This window comes from Aggregatibacter sp. HK296, assembly GCF_980469475.1.
Genome location: NZ_OZ413142.1, coordinates 1003868 through 1025809, shown reverse-complemented (window position 1 = coordinate 1025809; position 21942 = coordinate 1003868). Strand labels below are relative to the sequence as shown.

Genomic DNA, 21942 nt, shown 5'->3' with positions numbered 1-21942 from the left:
GACTTTTCTAAATCGCGTTTAAGAAAAATGGCAAAACCGGTGTTAAAATATTGTTAATTAATTTTTTACTTTTTAGTTTAGAGGTATTTATGAAAAACATCGTCATTGTCGGTGGTGGTGCCGGCGGGCTTGAGCTTGCCACCCATTTAGGTAATAAACTTGGGCGTAAGAAACGTGCCAATGTTACCTTAATTGATCGCAACCAAACTCATTTATGGAAACCGTTGTTACATGAATTGGCGACAGGTGCATTAGATGATGGCGTAGAGGCATTAAGTTATCGTGCCCATGCCCACAATCATTATTTCAACTTTGAGCAAGGTTCCATGGTTGGCTTAAATCGCCAACATAAATATGTGGAACTGGCGCCGGTTTATGGCGACGATGGCGATATGATCGTGGTTTCTCGTCGCATTCCTTACGATTATTTAGTGATTGCCATTGGCAGTAAATCTAACGATTTCAACACAAAAGGTGTGGCGGAAAACTGTATTTTTTTAGATAGCTCGGCGCAGGCCATGCGTTTTCAACAAAAAATGCTAGAGCTTTTCCTGAAACTCCGTGAAAACCAAGCATTGGACGATATTGGTGAGACTGAAAGTAAACAAGAATTAGTGCAAGATGGCCACATCAATATCGCCATTGTGGGCGCCGGGGCAACGGGCGTGGAGCTTTCTGCTGAGCTTTATAACGCCGCAGAGCATTTGTCTTCTTATGGTTATGGGCAAATTGATAGCAGCCGTTTAAAAGTGACCTTAATCGAAGCCGGATCCCGTATTTTACCTGCATTGCCTGAACGTATTTCCAATGATGCCACGGAAGAGCTACGCAAATTGGGTGTGAATGTAAAAACCAATACGATGATTGTTGAAGCGAATAAAAAACAGTTGGTAACAAAAGATGGACAACGTATTCCGGCGGATTTAATCGTATGGTCGGCAGGCATTCGCACTTCGGGTATTACGAAACGTTTTGACGGATTGGAAATCAATCGAATAAATCAATTAGTGGTGAAGAAAACCTTGCAAACCACAAATGACGACACGATTTTTGCCATGGGCGATTGTTGTTTCTTTATGCAAGATGATGGCAAACCGGTGCCGCCAAAAGCACAAGCTGCACACCAAATGGCAAGCCGTTGTGCGAAAAATATCATTGCTTTATTTGATAACAAACCATTGAAAGATTTTAAATATAACGACAAAGGTTCATTGGTGTCTTTATCTGAATTTACCGCATTTGGCGCGTTAGGGGGCAAGATTACCGGCGGTTCTTCCATGACCATTGAAGGTAAGATCGCACAATGGATGTATGTGTCCCTTTATCGCATGCACCAAGCGGCATTACACGGTTGCTTTAAAACCGGTTTAATTATTGTGGTAGGGCATTTGAACCGTTACTTGCGTCCGTCATTAAAACTGCATTAAGAAAAATGCGGAAAAAAATGACCGCACTTTTCTTTGTATTTTAGCTATAAAAAAAGCACCTTCATGGTGCTTTTTTGTTTTGAGTGTTATTTAAAGTACGGTCGCCATTTTATCAATTTCTGCTTTGGCTTGCGCTTGCGCTTTTTCAACCGCTTCCGGACCAAAACCAATGCCTTCCATATAAACGAATTGCACATCGGTAATACCAACAAAGCCTAAAATAGCCTTCATGTATGACGTGACTAAATCCGTTGGCTGGTTTTGATGAAAACCACCAAATGCCGCTAATACCACGGCTTTTTTGCCTTTTAATAAACCTTCCAGCCCTTTTTCTGAATATTGGAAAGTCACGCGTGGGCGCGCAATAAAATCAAAATAGCTTTTTAGTTGCGTCGGAATATGAAAGTTATACATGGGCGCGTTAATAATCAACGTGTCTGCGTTTTTGATTTCTGCCACTAATTCATCAGATAATGCCAATAATGCATTTTCTTTAGCACTTGTTGGTTGGCCGCGTAATGCTGTTGCTGCCGTTGCATCAAAATGCGGTAGTGGATTTGCGGCAAGATCACGGATAACCACATTTTTGTCGGCAAGTTTACTGATGAAATAATCGGATAATTGGTTGGTTTGTGAATTGTCTGCCAGAATGCTGGATTTTAAGACGAGAACATTATTCATGTTAGCTCCTTTTTGAAATCATGAAATGAAAAGTGCGGTCATTTTAACGGGTATTTAAGAAAGATAAATAGGGCTTTTTGAAAAGCATTATTAATGCTGGGTTAATAATCCTTTATTTTTCAGCTGGTCGCGAAGGTGGCATTGAGATAAGCGATACTTTATAATCCCGAACCTTATTTATTCTTACTAAGGAACAATTATGTGGTCTGATATTTTTGTTGGTTATGGCGTGTTTATTTTAGAAGTGATCACCTTGTTATTGGTGGTTGCGGCAGTGATTGCCATGATCATTGCCATGAAACAAAAAAAAGCGCATTTACACGGTGAATTGGTGATTACCGATTTATCAAAAGAATTTGAGGAAAACAGCAAAATATTGAGTAACTTTCACCTCAGCGAAGATGAATTAAAAGAGGCGGAAAAAGCTGAGAAAAAGGCAGAAAAGGCGAAAGCAAAAGCCTTAAAAGTACAACGTAAAAAAGGTGAAGATAGGGAATCCGAACGAAAACCAAGCCTTTATGTATTGCATTTTAAAGGCGATATTTCTGCTTCAGAAACGGCGGCATTGCGGGAAGAAATCAGCGCCATTGTTCAGGTGGCGAAGCCAAATGATGAAGTGTTGCTGTGCTTGGAAAGCCCTGGTGGTGTGGTGCATGGTTATGGTTTAGCCGCATCGCAATTAATGCGTTTAAAACAGCATAATATCAAGTTGACGGTTGCCGTGGATAAAGTGGCGGCAAGCGGTGGTTATATGATGGCCTGCGTTGCCGATAAAATTGTGTCTGCGCCTTTTGCGATTATTGGGTCTATTGGGGTCGTTGCTCAGATCCCAAACATTCATCGTTTATTGAAAAAACATGATGTAGACGTGGATGTGATGACGGCAGGCGAATATAAACGTACCGTGACAATGTTGGGTGAAAATACCGAAAAAGGAAAACAAAAATTCCAACAGGAATTGGAAGAAACCCACCAGTTATTCAAACAATTTGTTTCGCAAAATCGACCGCACTTGGATGTAGACCAAGTGGCAACCGGTGAGCACTGGTTTGGTCAACAGGCATTAAATTTGAATCTCGTGGATGAGATTATGACCAGTGATGATTTATTGTTGCAAGCCATGAAAGAAAAACAGCTTATTGGCGTGAAATATGTGGTGAAAAAATCGTTGTTGCAAAAAGTGGGTAAGCAAGCAGAGGAGAGCGCCGATAATATTGCGTTACGTTGGTTAAAGAAAAACGAAAGAACGCTGATGTAAAATCACGCTATACAAATAAAAAGAAAGGGCATCGCGCCCTTTCTTTTTTATGTTGCTTTAACGGTTTTCGTAACGTTGTAACACATCGTGTACGAGTTTATTAGCAAGCGCCACATAGTTGCCGTGGAAACGGCTACTGAAGTTAAGCAGATGATAAAGCTGATAAATGATTTTCCGCTCTTGATAACCTTCATCTAATGGAAAAGTGCGGTGGTAATTTTCATAGAATTCCTGTGGGAACGGCTCGAATAATTCGGTAAAGGCTAAATCGCATTCCCGATCGCCCCAATAACATGCCGGATCATAAGTCACTGTATGTCCGTCAATGTTGGCGCAGTTTTCAATCCACAAGTTTCCATGCAATAAGGATGGCTGAGGTTGATGTTTGGCTAACAAGGTTGCTACGGCTTTGATGATTTCTTCTTTATCACCGAAATGCAGATTCTTTTCCGCACAGAGCTGTAATTGCCAACCAATGCGTTGTTCACTGAAGAATTTTGCCCAACGGGAACCCCATTCATTCGGTTGATATTGTGGCCCGAGCCAGGTATCAAACGACAAACCATAATTTTCCGAACCTTGATATTGGTGTAGCCGAGCCAGTTGTTCTCCAAATTCCGCCATATTTTGTGGCGTATTCGGCTGCATTGCTAATCCTTCTAACAACAGAAAACTGTGATTTTGCGAACAACCGACGCCATAGACTTCCGGCACACGAATGGTATTGGTTTTTGCCAACATGATTAACTGATCCGCTTCGGCACGGAACATGGAACGGTAGGACTTTTCATTCATTTTTACAAAGACGGGTTGAATGCCGTCATCAATGATCCAAGATTCATGCATTTCGCCGGTGTGAATTTTGGTTTTATTTTTGATGGAATAATAGGCCCCGAATTGATCAGCTAAAACTTGAGAAATCGACTTCCACATACTCTGTTCCTTCTTTTCAGTTAATCATGTTTCTAGTGTAAAAGATTAAGAAAAAATTACTGTGACTCAAGTCAAAATTTAGGCATTTGGTTGTCCTCCTAAAATATGCTAGAATTGCGCGCCGCACTTGGCTTGTCCGTTTGTAAGGATGATAAAAGTGCGGTGCTTTTTTAAAACGTTTTTTAATTAAATGAAACAAGCCACCTTGCGTATGGGTGACCACTGTATAAGGATGCATTATGCCAGTTATTACTTTACCTGACGGTTCACAACGTCAATTCGATAAACCTGTTACTGTCTTAGAAGTTGCGCAAAATATTGGCGCAGGTCTTGCTAAAGCGACCATTGCCGGTCGTGTCAACGGTGAACGTAAAGATGCCTGCGATCTGATTACCGAAGATAGCACATTAGAAATTATTACTGCCAAAGACGAAGATGGTTTGGAAATTATTCGTCACTCTACGGCACACTTACTCGGTCACGCGATTAAACAATTATTCCCTGATGTCAAAATGGCCATCGGTCCAACGATTGACAACGGTTTCTATTATGACGTGGATTTAGACCGCTCTTTAACCCAAGAAGATATTGATGCCCTTGAAAAACGCATGTTGGAATTGGCGAAAACGGATTACGACGTGATTAAAACGCCGGTTAGCTGGCAAGAAGCAAGAGATACGTTTGAAAAACGTGGCGAGCCGTACAAGATGGCAATCTTAGATGAGAACATCGAACGTACTGCAACACCAGCGCTTTATCATCACCAAGAATACATTGATATGTGTCGTGGCCCGCATGTACCGAACATGCGTTTCTGCCATCATTTCAAATTACAAAAAATTGCCGGAGCCTACTGGCGCGGTGACAGTAAAAACAAAATGTTGCAACGTATTTACGGTACGGCGTGGGCAGATAAAAAACAACTGGATGCCTATTTACAACGCTTGGAAGAAGCGGCAAAACGTGACCACCGTAAAATTGGTAAAGCATTGGATTTATATCACATGCAAGAAGAAGCACCGGGTATGGTGTTCTGGCACAACGACGGTTGGACGATTTTCCGTGAATTGGAAACCTTCGTACGCACCAAATTAAAACAATACGATTATCAAGAAGTGAAAGGTCCGTTCATGATGGACCGCGTGCTGTGGGAAAAAACAGGTCACTGGCAAAACTACGGCGATTTGATGTTTACCACCCAATCGGAAAACCGCGAATACGCTATCAAACCGATGAACTGCCCGGGACACGTTCAAATTTTTAACCAAGGGTTAAAATCTTATCGCGATTTACCAATTCGTATGGCGGAATTCGGTTCTTGCCACCGTAATGAGCCTTCCGGTTCTTTACACGGTTTAATGCGTGTACGTGGTTTTACTCAAGACGATGCACATATTTTCTGTACGGAAGATCAAATTGAAAGCGAAGTAACGAGCTGTATTCGTATGGTTTACGATATTTACAGTACCTTTGGCTTTACTAATATCTTCGTTAAACTTTCAACCCGTCCGGAAAAACGTATCGGTGCCGATGATATGTGGGATCGTGCAGAAGCAGGTCTTGCCGCTGCGTTAGCACACAATGGGCTTGAATATGAAATTCAAGAAGGCGAAGGCGCATTCTATGGTCCGAAAATTGAGTTTGCTTTACGCGACTGCTTAGATCGTGAATGGCAGTGCGGTACTATCCAATTAGACTTTGCACTACCGGGCCGTTTAAATGCGTCTTATGTGGCGGAAGATAATGATCGCCGTACACCGGTAATGATTCACCGTGCGATTTTAGGTTCTATCGAACGTTTCATCGGTATCATCACCGAAGAATACGCAGGTTTCTTCCCTGCATGGTTGGCGCCAACGCAAGCGGTTGTGATGAACATCACCGATTCTCAATCTGAGTATGTACAAAAGGTGGCAAAACAGTTATCTGATGCAGGTTTACGCGTGAAAACCGATTTGCGTAACGAAAAAGTCGGTTTCAAAATCCGCGAACACACCTTACGTCGTGTGCCTTATATGTTGGTTTGTGGTGATAAAGAAATCGAAACCGGCAAAGTGGCGGTACGTACCCGTAAAGGTCAAGATCTCGGCACATTCACTGTGGAAGAATTCTTAGACATTCTGAAAAAACAAGTCAGAAATCGCGACTTGAAATTGTTGGGTGAAGAGTAGTTTTCTTGCCTAAAAACATAAAAGTGCGGTCAAAAACGACCGCACTTTTTATTTGTTAAACAGTGAATGTTTCTAGTTAATATGAACCTAAAATGTAGCAGGTTTATTTTTAATGAAATTAATCCTGTGTACATACAAATAAAAGGCGGAATTACTGTGTTTTCCGCTATTGCGTAACGTGGTGAAATTCTGTAAAATGCACCCCGTTTTTGCTCATTCTTAGAGCATTAAAAATGAATTTAACTTCTGTTTTTGTATAGTAAAACAGCAGTTTTGAGGCTTAATTAATAGAGGAATATCATTATTAAAACCGTAAAAAAAGCACCTGCAGTAAATCGCCCTAATCGCATTAATGACGAAATTAGAGTAAAAGAAGTCCGCTTGATTGATCAGGACGGCGAGCAAGTTGGGGTTGTTGCGATTCAACAAGCGTTAGAAATGGCGGAAGCCGCAGCTTTAGATCTTGTAGAAATCAGTCCAAATGCGGAACCACCTGTGTGTCGCATTATGAACTACGGTAAATTCCTCTACGAAAAGAGCAAAACAGCGAAAGAACAGAAGAAAAAACAAAAAGTGGTGCAAGTGAAGGAAATTAAATTCCGTCCTGGCACAGATGAAGGTGACTATCAAGTTAAGTTACGTAGCCTAATCCGCTTTTTGGAAGATGGTGATAAAGCCAAGATTACTGTACGTTTCCGCGGTCGTGAAATGGCTCATCAAGACATCGGTTTTGATGTATTGGAGCGTGTAAAAAATGATTTAGCCGATATTTCTGTGGTTGAATCTGCGCCGGGGAAATTAGAAGGTCGCCAAGCAGTTATGGTGTTGGCACCTAAGAAAAAATAATTTTTGATTCAGATTTAATCTGAATAACGGAATTTTCACTTCGGTGAAGATACAACGGTACATTGGGCACACTACGCAGCCTAATGACGTTTGAAAAGGGCAGTTTTAAATTGCCTTGATTGGAAATAATCAGTGCCTACAAGTAATCGCCTTAAAACGGTTCGCCTGATTATGTTGTTTAAACTTAAAAATGCGGAGTTATTTAACAATGCCTAAAATTAAAACAGTACGCGGTGCTGCTAAGCGTTTCAAAAAAACTGCTTCCGGTGGTTTCAAGCGTAAACAATCTCACTTACGTCATATTTTGACTAAGAAAACAACAAAACGTAAACGTCACCTACGCCATAAATCCATGGTTGCTAAGTCCGACTTAGTATTAGTAGTAGCGTGCTTGCCATACGCATAAGCACAAACGTACGTCAGTTCATTTTAGTTAAAAATATTACATAGGAGATTAAATAATGGCTCGTGTAAAACGTGGTGTTATTGCAAGAGCACGCCATAAGAAAGTTCTTAAGGCTGCTAAAGGTTATTATGGTGCACGTTCACGCGTGTATCGCGTTGCTTTCCAAGCAGTGATCAAAGCTGGTCAATACGCATATCGTGACCGCCGTCAACGTAAACGTCAATTCCGTCAATTATGGATTGCACGTATCAACGCAGCGGCTCGTCAAAATGGTTTATCTTACAGCAAATTCATCAACGGTTTGAAAAAAGCGTCTGTTGAAATCGACCGTAAGATCCTTGCTGATATCGCAGTATTCGACAAAGTGGCATTTGCTGCATTAGTTGAAAAAGCAAAATCTGCACTTTAATTCGTTAAAGTTTAGGTAAAAAATTAGGACGCTTTAGGGCGTCCTTTTTTATGCCTATTTTTTAGATTTTATTGTTTTCGGCGTAATAGAAATAGAATCAGATTTTAATTTACTCTTTTAAAACTCGCCTAAAATAGACCGCACTTTTTCCTTTTTCCCAAAAAAGAAAAAACCGCTATCCAATTTCTGAATAGCGGGGAGGTCTTAAATATAAGAAAACGTTAAAAGACAACTGCATTTGCAGTGCACTAGCAATTGTTAAGACTAGGTATCTTTAAAATAGTTCAAATAAAAAAGAAAAATTTATTCTATTTTTTAGAAAATGGGATGAACCGCAAAAAGAAAAACGACAGAGGTTGAATCATCCGTCGTTTTTGATTGGAAGAGTTATTTCCCAGCCAGAAAATCCACGATTTGCTGTTCAATGCCTGCGGCATCTAATTTTAAATCGGTGAGTGTTTCAGCTTGCGATCCTTGAGGGATAAAGAAATCCGGTAACCCTAATTGCAACAATTTCACTTGATGTTGTTGCTGATTCAATACTTCCGCCACCGCACTTCCTGCGCCGCCTTGAATCGCATTTTCTTCTAATGTCACAAGGAGTTCATGGCTGTTGGCAATCTCGTTAATACGGGCGACATCCAACGGTTTGACAAACCGCATATCAATCACGGTGGCATCCAGCTTTTCCGCGGCAATCAAGGCATTTGGTAAAAGCGTACCAAAATTTAAAATCGCGATTTTTTTCCCTTCACGAACACACTTTGATTTCCCCAATTCCAAGGGGTGTAACGGTTCTAAAGTAACGCCCACGGCATTTCCGCGTGGATAACGCACGGCAGCAGGTTTACCGCAATGATAGCCGGTATAAAGCATTTGGCGGCATTCATTTTCATTGCTTGGCGTCATGATGATCAGGTTTGGAATACAGCGCATGAAACTGATATCAAATGCACCTTGGTGAGTTTGTCCATCGGCGCCGACAATGCCTGCTCGGTCAATAGCGAAGAGAACCGGTAGATCTTGAATGGCGACATCATGAATCAGTTGGTCATAAGCGCGTTGCAAGAAAGTTGAATAAATCGCAACTACAGGCTTGTATCCACCGATCGCCAAACCGGCGGCAAAGGTTACCGCGTGTTGTTCAGCAATCGCTACATCAAAATACTGTTGTGGGAAACGTTGAGAAAATTCCACCATGCCGGAACCTTCGCGCATTGCCGGGGTGATGCCGATAATTTTTGGATCTCGTTCTGCCATTTCACATAACCAATCACCGAAAATTTTGGAATAGGTTGGGGTGGCATTGGATTTAGGTAATTGACCGCTTAAATGGTCGAATTTTGGCACGCCATGGAAACCGATGGGATCGTTTTCTGCCGGGGTATAGCCTTTGCCTTTCTTGGTTTTGATGTGGAGTAATTGAGGACCTTTTAGATCGCGCATATTGCTCAATGTGGCGATTAATTCATCAATATTGTGTCCATCGATAGGGCCAATATAGTTGAAACCCAACTCTTCAAATAAGGTACTTTCCGGTGAGAACATCACACCTTTCATGTGTTCTTCGGTTTTTTTCATAAAGTTTTTCACCGTCGGCACTTTATCGAGAATTTTTTTGCTACCGTCGCGCACGGTAGAGTAGAACGAACCGGAGAAAATTCGGGCAAGATGGTTGTTTAACGCGCCGACATTTTCCGAAATAGACATTTCGTTATCATTTAAAATCACCAACATATTGGTGTGCAACGCACCGGCGTGATTTAATGCCTCAAATGCCATACCTGCCGTAATGGCGCCGTCACCGATGACACAAACCGTTTGTCTTCCGGCATTTTCTCGTTCTGCGGCAATGGCAATGCCTAATCCTGCACTGATCGAGGTGGAAGAGTGTCCTACGCTTAATACGTCAAATTCGCTTTCACCACGCCAAGGGAAGGGATGTAACCCGCCTTTTTGTCGAATGGTTGACATTTGGTCACGACGACCGGTTAAGATTTTATGCGGATAGGCTTGATGGCCCACATCCCAGATTAACTGATCGAAAGGCGTTTTAAAGACATAATGCAGTGCAACGGTAAGTTCCACCGTACCTAAACCAGAGGCTAAATGACCGCTACTTTGGCTCACTGATTCTAACAGGTATTCACGCAATTCTTGGCAGACTTGAGGGAGTTTTTCTTTGTTTAATAAGCGCAAATCATCAGGTGAATTAATTAAGGATAAAAGGGGGTAATTTTGCATAAAGGGTAATCAATTCCAACGTTAAATTTCTATCTCAGCACGCTAAAAACAGCGTTAATTTCCACCGCACTTTTGAGGGCGGATTAGCTTCTTCGTTTAATGATAAATTCCGCCAACGCATAAAGTGCGGTGGTATCAAAAGGTAAATCTCTCAGTTCGGCTAATGCCATTTCGTAAAGCTCTTGTGCTTTTTGTTTGGCACCTTCCAGCCCCAATAATTTCGGATAAGTGCTTTTATCTGCCGTCAAGTCAGAACCGACCGTTTTGCCGATGGTTTCGCTATCGCCTTCAATGTCTAAGATATCATCTTGCACTTGGAAGGCGAGTCCAATTGCCGTGGCGTAGCGTTCTAACTGTTGTGCTAAAGCCTTGTCGGCAAAATGAGGGGAGCAAATAAAGCCCATCGTGAGCGCCGCCTTGAGCAAGGCACCGGTTTTATTTAAATGGATGTGTTCTAATTCTTGCAGGCTGATGATTTTGTGTTCTGATATTAAATCCAGACTTTGTCCCAAGCACATCCCTTTGATACCGGAAGCGGCACTTAAGGTTTTAATGAGCGCCAGCTTTTGTTCCGCCGATAGCGTTGGAATCTCCGTTAAAATCTCAAAGGCAAAGGCTTGCAACGCATCACCGGCTAAAATTGCGGTGGCTTCGTCAAAGGCAATGTGACAAGTTTTATGACCTCGACGTAATTCGTCGTCGTCCATGGCAGGCAAATCATCATGAATCAATGAATAAGCATGAATGGCTTCAATGGCGGCAGCAGCGTAATCGAGCTGTGCATCGTTGGCATCAAGCATTCTGCCAGTGGCGTAAACTAAAAAGGGGCGAATACGTTTTCCACCCAACAACAAGCCATATTTCATGGCGTCAGCTAAAGGCGCCGGCGCACTATCAAGATGAGCAAATTGTTCTGTTAAAAAGTGATTAATTCGCTGCTGAACTTGCTGTAAATCTTCTGAGAACTGATACATTGCCGCCCCGTTATTCTTCCGCTTGATAATCGCTGAGTTTCGCACTTTCGCTTTTTTGTAACAAAATTTGGATGTGCTGTTCCGCTTGTTGTAAGCGTTCTTGCCCTAACTGAGCCAGCTTGATGCCTTGTTCAAAATCTTTTAATGCCTCTTCAAGAGAAAGGTCGTTATTTTCCAAACGGGAGACGATTTCTTCCAGTTGTTTTAAGGTATTTTCAAAATCCGGTTCGTTTTTTTCAGCCGGTTTGCGCGCCATGGTCTCATCCTTTTTTGCAGCAAAATAGAATTGCCGTATTGTACTTGATTTTTATTGCTATTGTTAGGGCGAATTTAGAGTATTTCCGGTGAATAATCGCTTCTAAAAAATAACGGAAAAAGGTACCGCACTTTGGTGGTTAGAATTCACAATCCTGTTGTGCTTTACAGCGAGAAAAAAGCCACTTCAACCCCTCTAATAAAGCCGGCATGACACTGGTCATATGGGTTTCTTCAGGATAAATTTTACTCACAACGGATAGTTTATCATTAGGCAGCCCATTCAGTTTTTCTGCTAAATTGTTGACTTGCGTCACCATGGCGCGCTGATCTAACTGCTTTTGCCGTTCGGGATCTTGTTTCATATAGGGCGCTAATTTTTGTTCATATTCCCCAACGGTGAAACGCACGCCAATTTTTTCTTTTATGCTTTGCAGATGTTCGGAAAATGCAGGGAAATCTTGCAAAATCCGTTGCTGATTCCACCAGATTGAAGGGCTGGCGATAAGATAGTTGCGGAACCCATCCGGATGATTAAATAAACTGTATAAACTAAATAAGCCGCCATAAGAATGCCCGAAAATGTTTTGTTGCGCCGCGTTAATTGAAAAACGGCGATGTAAATCTGGCGCGAGTTCTTCCTGAATAAAGCGATAAAAATATTCTGCACCACCAAATTTTTTATTGGTTTTATCGCCGGTATCGCCATAACTTTCTGAGGGGGGCGTATAGTCTTGTGCGCGTTCTGTCGGATTAAGAAGTTGAGTATTCGGGTAGCCGATGCCGACGATTAAAAATGGTACGGCATTGGTTTCTTGCGCACGCGCCATCATATTTTGCGCCATGCTGGCAGCTGCCGGGAAAAGGGCATCGCCATCTAATACATAAAGGACGGAGTAGCCGATACGCCTTACTTCACCAACAGGCATCACCTGAATGCGATAATCTTTTTTCGTAAATTGGCTGTGAAGCACATATTCTTGTGCATTAGGGATGAGCGCTGGTTCTAAATTGCCGGCAGAAGTCGATTGATGTCCCTCGGCAAGATTAAAAAATACGCCACAAGAAAGTGCCAATAATAACGGTTTCATACGTTTTCCTTTTTGAGATTTTTGCGCTAGCGTAGCAAAGTGCGGTCAGTTTTTCTAACGTTTTTATCAGATAAAAATACTCGGGAAAATGACCGCACTTGATGACTAATCAGATCAGTATAAATTGCTATAAAATTTTTCAAAATTATGGTCTAATAGCCCACAATTTTTTGTTAATCAAGAGAAAAAGGTTAAATATGAGCTGGATTGATAGAATTTTTAGTAAAAATACATCGTCTTCTTCCCGCAAAGCTAATGTGCCTGAAGGTGTATGGACAAAATGTACCTCATGTGATCAGGTGCTATATCGTGAAGAATTAAAACGTCATTTGGAAGTTTGCCCGAAATGCGGCCACCATATGCGAATTGATGCGCGCGAACGCTTATTGGGCTTATTGGATCAAGACAGCGTACAAGAATTAGCGGCAGAGTTAGAACCGAAAGATATCTTGAAATTCAAAGACTTAAAGAAATATAAAGATCGTATTAGTGCCGCGCAGAAAGAGACCGGTGAAAAAGATGCCTTAATTGCATTTTACGGTACGTTATACAATATGCCGATTGTGGCTGCCGCCTCTAACTTTAGCTTCATGGGCGGTTCCATGGGGTCTGTAGTGGGCGCGAAATTTGTCAAAGCCGCAGAAAAAGCCATTGAAGAAAATTGCCCGTTTGTCTGCTTCTCCGCCAGTGGTGGTGCACGCATGCAGGAAGCCCTGTTCTCCCTCATGCAAATGGCAAAAACCAGTGCCGTGTTGGCTAAAATGCGTGAAAAAGGCGTGCCATTTATTTCCGTATTGACGGATCCAACCTTAGGTGGGGTTTCTGCCAGTTTCGCGATGTTGGGAGATATCAACATTGCTGAACCAAAAGCATTAATCGGTTTTGCCGGCCCACGTGTTATTGAACAAACCGTGCGTGAAAAATTGCCGGAAGGTTTCCAACGCAGTGAATTTTTATTGGAAAAAGGCGCTATCGACATGATCGTAAAACGTGCTGATATGCGTAATACCTTGGCGAGTTTGGTCAGCAAACTGATGAATAAGCCATCTCCTTTTGTGGAAAGCGAATTAATCACAGAAGAATAAATATGAACACAATGTTAAAAGCCACTTCGCCACTCGACGAGTGGCTTTCTTATTTGGAAAACAGCCATTTTAAAGCGATTGATTTAGGGCTGGAACGCATCAAATCTGTCGCCCAAGAATTAGATTTGCTCACGCCGGCACCTTTCGTGATTACCGTAGGTGGTACAAATGGCAAAGGTACCACTTGCCGTTTGTTAGAAACCATTTTATTGAATGCGGGCTATCGTGTCGGCGTGTATTCTTCACCGCATTTGTTACGTTATAACGAACGTGTTCGTATTCAGAATCACGAGTTGGATGATGCACAGCACACGGCTTCTTTTGCGTATATTGAGCAAAATAAAACGCAATCATTAACGTATTTTGAATTCAGTACCTTGTCTGCGTTATATTTGTTTAAACAGGCAAAATTGGATGTGGTGATTTTAGAAGTGGGGCTGGGTGGTCGCTTGGATGCCACGAATATCGTGGACAATGATATGGCGGTCATTACCAGTATTGACATTGATCATACGGATTTCCTCGGTTCTACGCGCGATCAAATCGGGTTTGAAAAAGCGGGAATTTTCCGCGCCAATAAACCGGTGATTATTGGCGAACCTAATATTCCGCAAAGCATGTTGGCGCATGCCGAAACATTAGGTTGCCAATTATTTTGTCGTCATCTTGATTGGCATTTTTGCCAGCAGGAGCAAAGCTGGACATGGCAAACCACGCGTAAAGACGAAAAAGTGCGGTGGAATTTATTAGCAGATTTACCGCTTTGCCAAATTCCATTAGCCAATGCCGCAACTGCATTGGCGGCGGTACAAAAATTGCCGTTTGAAATTTCTCTTGAAACCGTGAAAAAATCCTTGCTTGAGGTGGAACTCACCGGGCGTTTTCAAACGATGAAACCGGCAAGCCTAAAGCATTTTGCGCAAATGGTTCAGCGTGAAGTGGAAGCGCTACCGCGTATGATTATTGATGTGGGGCATAATCCGCACGCAGCACGTTATTTAGCAGAAAAACTGACCGCACTTAAAGCCCAGTCGCCAGGAAAACTGATTGCCGTTTGTGGTATTTTAAAAGACAAAGATTCGGTCGGTGTGTTGACGCCTTTACTGCCGTTGGTGGATGAGTGGTGTTGTGTCACATTAGGTGGCTATCGAGGGCAACATGGTGAGGATTTATTTGTGACGTTGCAACAGGTTGCAACTCAGCAGCATTTGAGCGTGCAGGGCCGTTATTTAGATTCTGTGGTAGAAGGCGTGAAAAGTGCGGTAGAAATGGCTAATAAAAATGATACCGTGCTGGTGTTCGGATCTTTTCATACTGTTGGCGAGTTTTTGACATTGGCTCAAGCCTAATCAAAATTTATTTTACTAAATATCATATAAAAAGCGCCGAGGAATAATCCTTGGCGCTTTTTTTAACGTAAATGTCCGGCTTCATTTATTGTTTCAATAGTAAATTTTCCGTCCGTCTCATGGCTTTGTTTATAGTGCACGATGTTAATCGCACAATTTAACAAAGATTGGCTTTTGCCTTCATCACGATGTTCTTGCCAGCCTGTTCCGGCAAGTAAGGCAAGCAATAAACGCAATGTATGTCCGTGTGAAACAATCAAAATATTGCCTTGTTCATGTACTTGAATAATGTCCTGAAGCGCTTTCATTGCTCGTTTGGCAAGTTGTTCAAAGGTTTCTCCGCCATTGCTTTGCGCTTTATAATTTGCGGCATCTTTGAGCATTTGATTGAATTCTTCTAAAGAACGCAATTCTTCCACCGGTAAACCTTCCCAAGACCCGAAATATTGCTCGTTTAACCCTTTATGTTGAAACAGCGGCACATCGCGCTCGCCTAAAATATATTGCGCTGTGTCGATGGTACGTTGTAAACAGCTGGAATAGGCAGCAACAAAAGGAATGCGTTGTAATGCCTCACCGGTTTGTTTTGCCCCTTTAACACCTTGTTCGGTTAAGTCGGAGTTGCCGAATCCTTGTAATAATCCTTGCTCGTTCCAAAGAGTACGTCCGTGGCGGACTAAGTAGAACGTGAGATGTTTATTCATGAATTATCCTGTTAAATCTTGTTGAGATAAAAACGCAGAAAAAAATGACCGCACTTTTTTATAAGAGCGGGCTGAAAAGGAAAAACAGTTTTTCGATAATGCGTTGATAAACGGAGCGATTTGCCCATTCGTCGTAGTTCAGCAGTTCAGCGTTTTTGATGTAGCTTTCATGCAAAAGGGAAATTTCGTTCGCGAATGCCGCATCTTCCACCACCATGGTCACTTCAAAATTCAATAAAAAGCTGCGCATATCCATGTTTACAGTGCCAACCAACGCCAATTTATTATCAATCAGCATGCTCTTGGTGTGCAGTAAGCCTTTATTGAAATGATAAATTTTTACACCGGCGGCGAGTAAATCATCAAAAAATGTACGGCTTGCCCAATGTACCATCATCGAATCATTTTCTTTTGGCAGAATGATAGAGACATCCACACCTCGTAGGGCGGCTGTGCGTAATGCTTCGGCAATATTATGGCTTGGCACAAAGTAAGGAGAGGTGATAACAATGCTTTTCCGTGCAGAAAAAATTGCGATGGCGAGAGATTGCGCCATTAAATCATCTGGAAAACTCGGGCCGGTGGCAAGAATTTGTACTGCGTGAGAATTGTTTTGTTCCAAAGGTAATAACGGGCAATCAGGAATATCTAATGGCACGGATTGTCCTGTTTCAATTTCCCAGTCCCACGCATGCAAACCGTTGAGAACGGCAGACACAGGGCCATTGATACGTACCATGACATCAATCCATTCGCCCACATTGCTATCTTTTTTGAAGAACTTCGGATCCACCATGTTCATACTGCCGGTGTAAGCAATTTGGTTATCGATCACAATAATTTTGCGATGTTGACGTAAATCGATTCGACTGAAAAACATGCGGAATAAATTCACATGTAAGGTTTCAACAATCTCAATTCCTTGGGCTTGCATAGCACGACAATCTGCACTTTTTAAAAACGGGCGACTGCCCACGGAATCCAATAAAATACGTACTTTCACCCCACGTTGACAGGCTGCGATAAGGGCTTCTTTGACGTCGTTCACCAAACCAGAAGGCGACCAAATATAAAACACCATATTGATGGATTTTTCTGCGCGTTCGATGTCTTCAATGATGCTGCGCATGATGTTTTCCGGAGTGTCCAGAATATGCAGTTCGTTTCCTAAAACACAAGGAATGCCAAGACGTTGTTTGGCTAAGTCGAAAATCGAACGATAGAGTAGATTGGTTTTCGTATTCACCAAGTTATCGCATTTCGATAGCCTGTCGAACCACGCCATAAATTGGGGTTTGAGCTGGTTGAATAGTGTTGCGCGGCGCTTCCCGAGATTAATTTCCCCGAAGATCAAATACGCCACAATGCCGATGATAGGAAACACATAAATCACCATCAACCAAGATAGCATGGCGGCGACAGATTGCTTTTTCATGACCAAACGAATGGTAATGGCAATGGTGAGAACCCAGATAAGTGCAGGAATAATGTAGGCGATAATTTGTTCGATATTCATAAAAATGACCGCGTTATAAAGGTGTCGAGGTAAAAAGCATTAATAAAATCGGCGGTGTAATGTTTGTGATAAACCCAAAACTAAAGGCGAGCGGTAAAACTTCTACGCCACCGGCTTTTTGAATAATGGGTAAGGTGACATCCAGTGAGGTTGCCCCCGGAAAACCCACCGCAGTTGAACGGTAGTTTTGCATGAATAGCGGGATAATAAATAAGCTAATCAATTCACGCGATAAATCATTAAAAAACGCAATACTGCCCCAAATCGGCCCCCAAGCATTACTGAGGGTTACGCTAGACAAAGAATACCAGCCAAAACCGGAGGACACGGCTAACCCTTGTATCATCGGCACTGACAATATGAAAGCCGCGATAATGCCACCAAGTAATGAGGTGAACATGAAAATCACGCCCATCTCTAAGCCGCGTTTATTGAAAAATACCGCTCGCATGGAAATGCCATTGTTGCGCAATTGCACGCCCACACAAAAAATCATGACAACCAGCACATAAGTGGTGGCGTCATGGGGCAAAGCAAAATGACCTTTGAACAGCCAACCAACCACGAAACCAATGAGCACCACCGTGCATAATTTTAATGAATCCAACATGATATGCCAACGCGAGGGGATTTTTTCTGCAATGTGTTTTAGTGGCTGTGGATGGAGCTTGTCGTAAAGAAATAAGCCGATGAAATTTAGACCTTGGATAAACAAAATAAAGGTGAGGGCATAAACGCCGATTTGCGGTAATTGTTGTGCTAAATCATCCAGTTGTCCGAGTGAAAAACCCATGGTGAAGAGAATCATGTACAGCAAAATCATGGTCACGCGACCGAAAGATTGCAAAATTGCATGATTTTTCACTTTCACCATGTAACCGATAAACATCGGCACTAAAATAATGAGTAACCCTTCGTACACTGTTGTCACCTTCAAATGCTGTTAGGTGGCAAAGTATAGCACTTTTCCCTATTTTCGCCTATCGGTGAGCCTTAACACTAAAGCTAAGGTCATTGATTGTGCTATACTTTCGGCCATCATTTTCCTCTAGTATTTCCCTATGACATTCCAAATTGTATTTCGACACCCTGATTTTATTGTGATCAATAAGCCTAATGGCATTAGCGTACATAAAGATGACGCGGATGTGGGGTTAACTCAATTAGTGGCGCAGCAACTTGGTATACCGAAGGTTTGGCTGGTGCATCGGCTGGACAAAGTTACTTCAGGCTTATTGATTCTCGCCTTAAACGAACGTGCAGCTGTGACGTTGTCGCAGAAATTCGCGCAACATCAAATTCAGAAAACATACATTGCATTAGCAACGCATAAACCGAAGAAAAAACAGGGTAGAATCAGTGGAGATATGCAAAAGGCCAGAAGAGGCGCGTGGAAACTTTGCCAAAGCAAAGAAAATCCAGCCGTGACAGATTTTGTTTCACACAGTTTGGTCCCTAATTTGCGTTTATTTATCTTGCAACCAAAAACCGGTAAAACCCACCAACTGCGTGTCGCAATGAAAAGTTTAGGTAGTCCGATTTTAGGGGATGAATTGTATGGTGGAGATGAGGCTGATCGTACTTATTTACACGCCTACCAATTATCATTTGACTATTCGGGTTTGAAGGTTCAAATTAAGGGAACACCTCTTAATAAGAGCGAAAAGTGCGGTGAAATTTTTCAACGTTTTTGGCGGGACATTGAAAAATATCTTCATGGTGAAAATGAAAAAACACCTTAAGAATTGACCGCACTTTGGGCGCTGCGAATCAAGGAACGTTACCAATGCCGAATAAGATCATAACCAGTTCATACCACAAGGCCATTATTTGCATGGTGCTTGCCTATATCAGTATCGCCTTGATGGGCGTGTTCGTAAAATATGCCTCGGATGAATTACCGGCAAGTGAAATTTTGTTTTCTCGCTTTCTGATTGGTTTTGTTTTCTTGTTACCCTTTATGATTCGCGATGGTGATTTCCGAGTCGAAATGCGCCAATGGCCGTTTTTGGTGATTCGCAACCTTGCCGGCATCGGCAGTATGTTATGTACTTTTTATGCCATCAAATATTTGCCGCTTTCCATTTCTATTTTGCTGTTGAATACCTCTGCGTTATTCGTGCCGGTATTGCTCTTTATTTTGCGTACTCGCACGCCGCTGAAAGTCATTGCCTGCAGTGTGCTTGGGTTTATTGGCGTGGCAATTATTTTGCTCACCGATCACCACGGCGAGGTGGAGCCCTATTATATTTTTGTGGCATTGGGTGGGGCGACTTTAGCCGCCATGGCGTTTATCAGTTTGCAGGAATTAAATAAGCATAATTCACCAAAGAATATCGTTTTTTATTTCCATTTGCTTGGCGCTATTTTGTTACCGTTATTTTTTATGGCGCAGTGGACGCTCCCGACAGTGCATGGCTTGTTCATGCTTTTATTGGTTGGCGGCTTTGGCTTAATTTTCCAACTTCTGCTGACGCGTGCGTTTAAATACGCTCCGGCAAATGTCATCACGCCTTTTGCGTTTACCGGCGTCATTTTTTCTAGTGTTTGTGACTGGCTGTTTTGGCAGAATGTGCCGACAGTGCATTTCTGGCTCGGCTCTTTGGTGATCATTGTGTCTGTTAGTTTATTGGCTAGAATGCGTGGCCAAGGGAAAACGAAAGTGTAATTTATTCCCCAAAAACAGTTGATTTTCCGCTACAATAGCGCACTTTGAAATGACATTGAAAACGAGGAAATCCATGGAATATCCAATTTGTCCATCTTGCAAAGGCGAAAACACCTATCACGATTCTATCCAATTTGTTTGCCCGGATTGTGGCCATGAATGGACCGGCAACGAAGTCGAAGAGCATGACTATGATGCGCTTATTGTCAAAGACAGCAACGGCAATTTATTAGCTGATGGTGACGATGTGTTGTTAATCAAAGATCTGAAATTAAAAGGGTCTTCCGAAGTATTGAAAAAAGGCACAAAATTTAAAGGCATCCGCCTTGCTCGCGGCGACCACAACGTGGATTGCGGCAAAATTATGTTGAAATCAGAGTTTTTGAAAAAAGCATAAAACACGCTAGAAAATTACCGCACTTGATTTGTGCGTAGTAAGTTTCATAAAAAACGGCGCTTTATTAATCAAGCGCCGTTTTTGTTTTTTTAATTAAGTGCGGTGATTTTTCACCGCATTTTTGTTTAACGAGAGTAGTAACCTGCCATGGAGCTATAAACGGCATTTTCTGCCTGAATTATATTGAATTTGGCTTGCAAAATGGAAAGCTGGGAGGCTTTTTCTGTATTGGCCGCCGTCAACCATTCGCGCAATTCAGACACACCCGCGTTATAGCGGTTGCGGTAATATTGTGTAATGCGTTGGTTGTAATTGTACGTTTGTTGCACGTTGCTAAAGTGGCTTTGTGCTTGAGTGAATGCGTAGTAGTTGGTATCTACGTCATTTAACGCGGTGGTGATGCTTTTTTCGTAGTTCAAACGGGCTGTTTCGTAATCTGCTTCAGAGATTTTCACGTTCCATTTAACCGTGTTCCAATTTAAGAACGGCAGCGTAATGCCAACGTTGCCGGCACCAATAGAGGAGAATGTAGTCGCGCCGGTTTGATTGGTGGCATTACGGCTTAAACTCCCGCCCAAGGTAATTTCCGGGAACCAGCTTTTTTCTGTGGCTTTGGCATTTTTGAATGCGCTGCTTAAACGGGCTTGATAGCCTTTGACATCAGGACGGTTGGCGATCACGGAAACCGGCACGTTTAAATTCACGCCCACAGTTTTCACGCTCAAAATATGCGGGAAGTTGATGTTTAATGCGTCATCCGGTTTTAAGTTCAGCAAATTGCGTAAGGTTTTTTCTGCGTTTTTACGGTTGGTTTGCAAGGTGATCAAATTACTACGCGCCGTTAATACCGCTTGTTGCGCCTGATCTACGCTGGCACTGTCTGCGACACCTTGTGCCAAGCGATTTTTCATGATGTTGCTGATGTCGGTGTAATATTTGATGCTTTCTTGTGTGGTGCTAATGGCATCGTTTAAATAGGCAATTTGGTAGTAGGTTGTCACCACCGAGTTGATTAAAGAAAGACGGGTAGATTCCATGTCTTCAATGGTGGCTTTATGCGACCATTCTGCTGCATCGGCGGTATCCGCTAAACGACGCCATAAATCCAACGTATAAGACACATTTAACGCGCCGGTGTGTGTGATTGCTGAATTGCCACCACGATTAATGTCTTTTTGGGCAGAGGATTTTGCTGTACCGCTAAAGGCTGGAATGAGGTTTGCTCCGGCAAGGTTAGCGCTATACAGTGCACGGTTGACGGAAACTGCCGCCTTGGCTAAGTCTTTATTATTTGCTAAAGCTTGTTCGACCACGCGGTTGAGTTGTGCATCGTTATAAAGCGCCCACCAGTTGTCTTTAATGTTGTATTGCTTGGTGATGTCTTCATATTGTTTGTAATTATCGAGGCTGGCTTGATAAGAATCGCCGATATTGGCACAGCCGGCGAGGCTGGTTGCCATCACCACTGCAAGGGCTAATTTTTTCATTTTTAACATTTTTTATCCTTCTTTAAGGTTCAAGGGGGCTA

21 protein-coding genes are annotated in these 21942 nt (G+C 42.4%); 11 read left to right on the top strand and 10 right to left on the bottom strand.

From position 1 onward, the window contains the following. Window positions 1-89 precede the first annotated feature (89 nt). Entirely contained in the window at window positions 90-1427 is a 1338-nt protein-coding gene (locus AC30SH_RS04835; RefSeq protein ID WP_314885731.1) for an NAD(P)/FAD-dependent oxidoreductase, read from the top strand. A 90-nt stretch (window positions 1428-1517) separates the two neighbouring features. Here AC30SH_RS04835 and AC30SH_RS04830 read toward each other — a convergent pair whose 3' ends face one another. Further along, entirely contained in the window at window positions 1518-2108 is a 591-nt protein-coding gene (locus tag AC30SH_RS04830) for an FMN-dependent NADH-azoreductase (RefSeq protein WP_314885730.1), read from the bottom strand. Between the two features lie 199 nt (window positions 2109-2307). Here AC30SH_RS04830 and sohB point away from each other — a divergent pair, with 199 nt between their 5' ends. Beyond that, window positions 2308-3366 (top strand): protease SohB, encoded by a 1059-nt coding sequence (gene sohB / locus AC30SH_RS04825; protein ID WP_489582222.1) that lies wholly within the window; start codon window positions 2308-2310, stop codon window positions 3364-3366. A gap of 57 nt (window positions 3367-3423) precedes the next feature. Here the strand turns inward: sohB and AC30SH_RS04820 are convergent, their stop codons facing one another. Next, a complete protein-coding gene (locus AC30SH_RS04820) occupies window positions 3424-4299 on the bottom strand; it encodes a fructosamine kinase family protein (RefSeq protein ID WP_314885727.1) in 876 nt (291 codons plus the stop codon). Window positions 4300-4538: 239 nt separating this feature from the next. On the opposite strand from AC30SH_RS04820, the gene thrS reads away from it, so the two are divergent. From thrS to rplT, 4 genes are all read left to right on the top strand, one after another. Then, the gene (gene thrS, locus AC30SH_RS04815; RefSeq protein ID WP_212510689.1) at window positions 4539-6470 is read left to right on the top strand and encodes a threonine--tRNA ligase; all 1932 of its coding nucleotides are present in this window, start codon (window positions 4539-4541) and stop codon (window positions 6468-6470) included. Between the two features lie 297 nt (window positions 6471-6767). Further along, entirely contained in the window at window positions 6768-7316 is a 549-nt protein-coding gene (infC, locus tag AC30SH_RS04810; protein ID WP_446053820.1) for a translation initiation factor IF-3, read from the top strand. Between the two features lie 208 nt (window positions 7317-7524). Then, complete coding sequence (rpmI, locus tag AC30SH_RS04805; protein WP_005542274.1) at window positions 7525-7722, top strand: 50S ribosomal protein L35; 198 nt, start codon at window positions 7525-7527, stop codon at window positions 7720-7722. A gap of 55 nt (window positions 7723-7777) precedes the next feature. Further along, window positions 7778-8131: a 50S ribosomal protein L20 gene (gene rplT, locus AC30SH_RS04800; protein ID WP_005596075.1), complete on the top strand. Its 354-nt coding sequence runs from the start codon at window positions 7778-7780 to the stop codon at window positions 8129-8131. Window positions 8132-8518: 387 nt separating this feature from the next. On the opposite strand, the gene dxs is transcribed toward rplT, so the two are convergent. From dxs to AC30SH_RS04780, 4 genes are all read right to left on the bottom strand, one after another. Continuing rightward, the gene (gene dxs, locus AC30SH_RS04795; protein WP_485861947.1) at window positions 8519-10375 is read right to left on the bottom strand and encodes a 1-deoxy-D-xylulose-5-phosphate synthase; all 1857 of its coding nucleotides are present in this window, start codon (window positions 10373-10375) and stop codon (window positions 8519-8521) included. Window positions 10376-10458: 83 nt separating this feature from the next. Continuing rightward, complete coding sequence (ispA, locus tag AC30SH_RS04790) at window positions 10459-11349, bottom strand: (2E,6E)-farnesyl diphosphate synthase (RefSeq protein WP_489582221.1); 891 nt, start codon at window positions 11347-11349, stop codon at window positions 10459-10461. A gap of 10 nt (window positions 11350-11359) precedes the next feature. Beyond that, on the bottom strand, window positions 11360-11605 hold the full coding sequence (gene xseB, locus AC30SH_RS04785) for an exodeoxyribonuclease VII small subunit (protein WP_296026697.1): 246 nt from the start codon (window positions 11603-11605) through the stop codon (window positions 11360-11362). A gap of 139 nt (window positions 11606-11744) precedes the next feature. Continuing rightward, window positions 11745-12695, bottom strand: a complete 951-nt coding sequence (locus AC30SH_RS04780) for an alpha/beta hydrolase (RefSeq protein ID WP_485861949.1) — start codon at window positions 12693-12695, stop codon at window positions 11745-11747. A 197-nt stretch (window positions 12696-12892) separates the two neighbouring features. On the opposite strand from AC30SH_RS04780, the gene accD reads away from it, so the two are divergent. Both accD and folC read left to right on the top strand, forming a co-directional pair. After that, window positions 12893-13780: an acetyl-CoA carboxylase, carboxyltransferase subunit beta gene (accD, locus tag AC30SH_RS04775; RefSeq protein WP_314953539.1), complete on the top strand. Its 888-nt coding sequence runs from the start codon at window positions 12893-12895 to the stop codon at window positions 13778-13780. A 2-nt stretch (window positions 13781-13782) separates the two neighbouring features. Then, a complete protein-coding gene (gene folC / locus AC30SH_RS04770) occupies window positions 13783-15129 on the top strand; it encodes a bifunctional tetrahydrofolate synthase/dihydrofolate synthase (RefSeq protein ID WP_489582220.1) in 1347 nt (448 codons plus the stop codon). A 62-nt stretch (window positions 15130-15191) separates the two neighbouring features. Here folC and AC30SH_RS04765 read toward each other — a convergent pair whose 3' ends face one another. The 3 genes from AC30SH_RS04765 to AC30SH_RS04755 are packed head-to-tail and all read right to left on the bottom strand — an operon-like array spanning window position 15192 to window position 18271. Beyond that, complete coding sequence (locus AC30SH_RS04765; protein WP_489582219.1) at window positions 15192-15833, bottom strand: histidine phosphatase family protein; 642 nt, start codon at window positions 15831-15833, stop codon at window positions 15192-15194. 58 nt (window positions 15834-15891) lie between these two features. Continuing rightward, window positions 15892-17349 (bottom strand): cardiolipin synthase, encoded by a 1458-nt coding sequence (gene cls, locus AC30SH_RS04760; RefSeq protein WP_212510696.1) that lies wholly within the window; start codon window positions 17347-17349, stop codon window positions 15892-15894. 13 nt (window positions 17350-17362) lie between these two features. After that, window positions 17363-18271, bottom strand: a complete 909-nt coding sequence (locus tag AC30SH_RS04755; protein ID WP_212510697.1) for a LysO family transporter — start codon at window positions 18269-18271, stop codon at window positions 17363-17365. Between the two features lie 139 nt (window positions 18272-18410). Between AC30SH_RS04755 and AC30SH_RS04750 the strand changes: the two genes are divergently transcribed. The 3 genes from AC30SH_RS04750 (at window position 18411) to AC30SH_RS04740 (ending at window position 20414) form a co-directional block, all read left to right on the top strand. Then, a complete protein-coding gene (locus AC30SH_RS04750; RefSeq protein WP_212510698.1) occupies window positions 18411-19091 on the top strand; it encodes a TIGR01621 family pseudouridine synthase in 681 nt (226 codons plus the stop codon). Window positions 19092-19135: 44 nt separating this feature from the next. Continuing rightward, entirely contained in the window at window positions 19136-20017 is an 882-nt protein-coding gene (locus AC30SH_RS04745) for a DMT family transporter (RefSeq protein ID WP_314885721.1), read from the top strand. Between the two features lie 73 nt (window positions 20018-20090). Continuing rightward, window positions 20091-20414 (top strand): zinc ribbon domain-containing protein YjdM, encoded by a 324-nt coding sequence (locus AC30SH_RS04740; RefSeq protein ID WP_314885720.1) that lies wholly within the window; start codon window positions 20091-20093, stop codon window positions 20412-20414. Between the two features lie 125 nt (window positions 20415-20539). On the opposite strand, the gene tdeA is transcribed toward AC30SH_RS04740, so the two are convergent. Beyond that, the gene (tdeA, locus tag AC30SH_RS04735) at window positions 20540-21910 is read right to left on the bottom strand and encodes a toxin/drug exporter TdeA (RefSeq protein WP_489582218.1); all 1371 of its coding nucleotides are present in this window, start codon (window positions 21908-21910) and stop codon (window positions 20540-20542) included. Window positions 21911-21942: the final 32 nt, after the last annotated feature.

What these genes read in the sequence shown, in the direction of transcription:
- accD (WP_314953539.1), top strand. Translation starts at nt 12,893, where the DNA reads ATGAGCTGGATTGATAGAATTTTTAGTAAAAATACATCGTCTTCTTCC.
- dxs (WP_485861947.1), bottom strand. Translation starts at nt 10,375, where the DNA reads ATGCAAAATTACCCCCTTTTATCCTTAATTAATTCACCTGATGATTTG.
- ispA (WP_489582221.1), bottom strand. Translation starts at nt 11,349, where the DNA reads ATGTATCAGTTCTCAGAAGATTTACAGCAAGTTCAGCAGCGAATTAAT.
- thrS (WP_212510689.1), top strand. Translation starts at nt 4,539, where the DNA reads ATGCCAGTTATTACTTTACCTGACGGTTCACAACGTCAATTCGATAAA.
- AC30SH_RS04820 (WP_314885727.1), bottom strand. Translation starts at nt 4,299, where the DNA reads ATGTGGAAGTCGATTTCTCAAGTTTTAGCTGATCAATTCGGGGCCTAT.
- AC30SH_RS04740 (WP_314885720.1), top strand. Translation starts at nt 20,091, where the DNA reads ATGGAATATCCAATTTGTCCATCTTGCAAAGGCGAAAACACCTATCAC.
- AC30SH_RS04745 (WP_314885721.1), top strand. Translation starts at nt 19,136, where the DNA reads ATGCCGAATAAGATCATAACCAGTTCATACCACAAGGCCATTATTTGC.
- AC30SH_RS04780 (WP_485861949.1), bottom strand. Translation starts at nt 12,695, where the DNA reads ATGAAACCGTTATTATTGGCACTTTCTTGTGGCGTATTTTTTAATCTT.
- tdeA (WP_489582218.1), bottom strand. Translation starts at nt 21,910, where the DNA reads ATGTTAAAAATGAAAAAATTAGCCCTTGCAGTGGTGATGGCAACCAGC.
- xseB (WP_296026697.1), bottom strand. Translation starts at nt 11,605, where the DNA reads ATGGCGCGCAAACCGGCTGAAAAAAACGAACCGGATTTTGAAAATACC.
- cls (WP_212510696.1), bottom strand. Translation starts at nt 17,349, where the DNA reads ATGAATATCGAACAAATTATCGCCTACATTATTCCTGCACTTATCTGG.
- AC30SH_RS04830 (WP_314885730.1), bottom strand. Translation starts at nt 2,108, where the DNA reads ATGAATAATGTTCTCGTCTTAAAATCCAGCATTCTGGCAGACAATTCA.
- AC30SH_RS04835 (WP_314885731.1), top strand. Translation starts at nt 90, where the DNA reads ATGAAAAACATCGTCATTGTCGGTGGTGGTGCCGGCGGGCTTGAGCTT.
- sohB (WP_489582222.1), top strand. Translation starts at nt 2,308, where the DNA reads ATGTGGTCTGATATTTTTGTTGGTTATGGCGTGTTTATTTTAGAAGTG.
- folC (WP_489582220.1), top strand. Translation starts at nt 13,783, where the DNA reads ATGAACACAATGTTAAAAGCCACTTCGCCACTCGACGAGTGGCTTTCT.
- AC30SH_RS04750 (WP_212510698.1), top strand. Translation starts at nt 18,411, where the DNA reads ATGACATTCCAAATTGTATTTCGACACCCTGATTTTATTGTGATCAAT.
- AC30SH_RS04765 (WP_489582219.1), bottom strand. Translation starts at nt 15,833, where the DNA reads ATGAATAAACATCTCACGTTCTACTTAGTCCGCCACGGACGTACTCTT.
- rplT (WP_005596075.1), top strand. Translation starts at nt 7,778, where the DNA reads ATGGCTCGTGTAAAACGTGGTGTTATTGCAAGAGCACGCCATAAGAAA.
- rpmI (WP_005542274.1), top strand. Translation starts at nt 7,525, where the DNA reads ATGCCTAAAATTAAAACAGTACGCGGTGCTGCTAAGCGTTTCAAAAAA.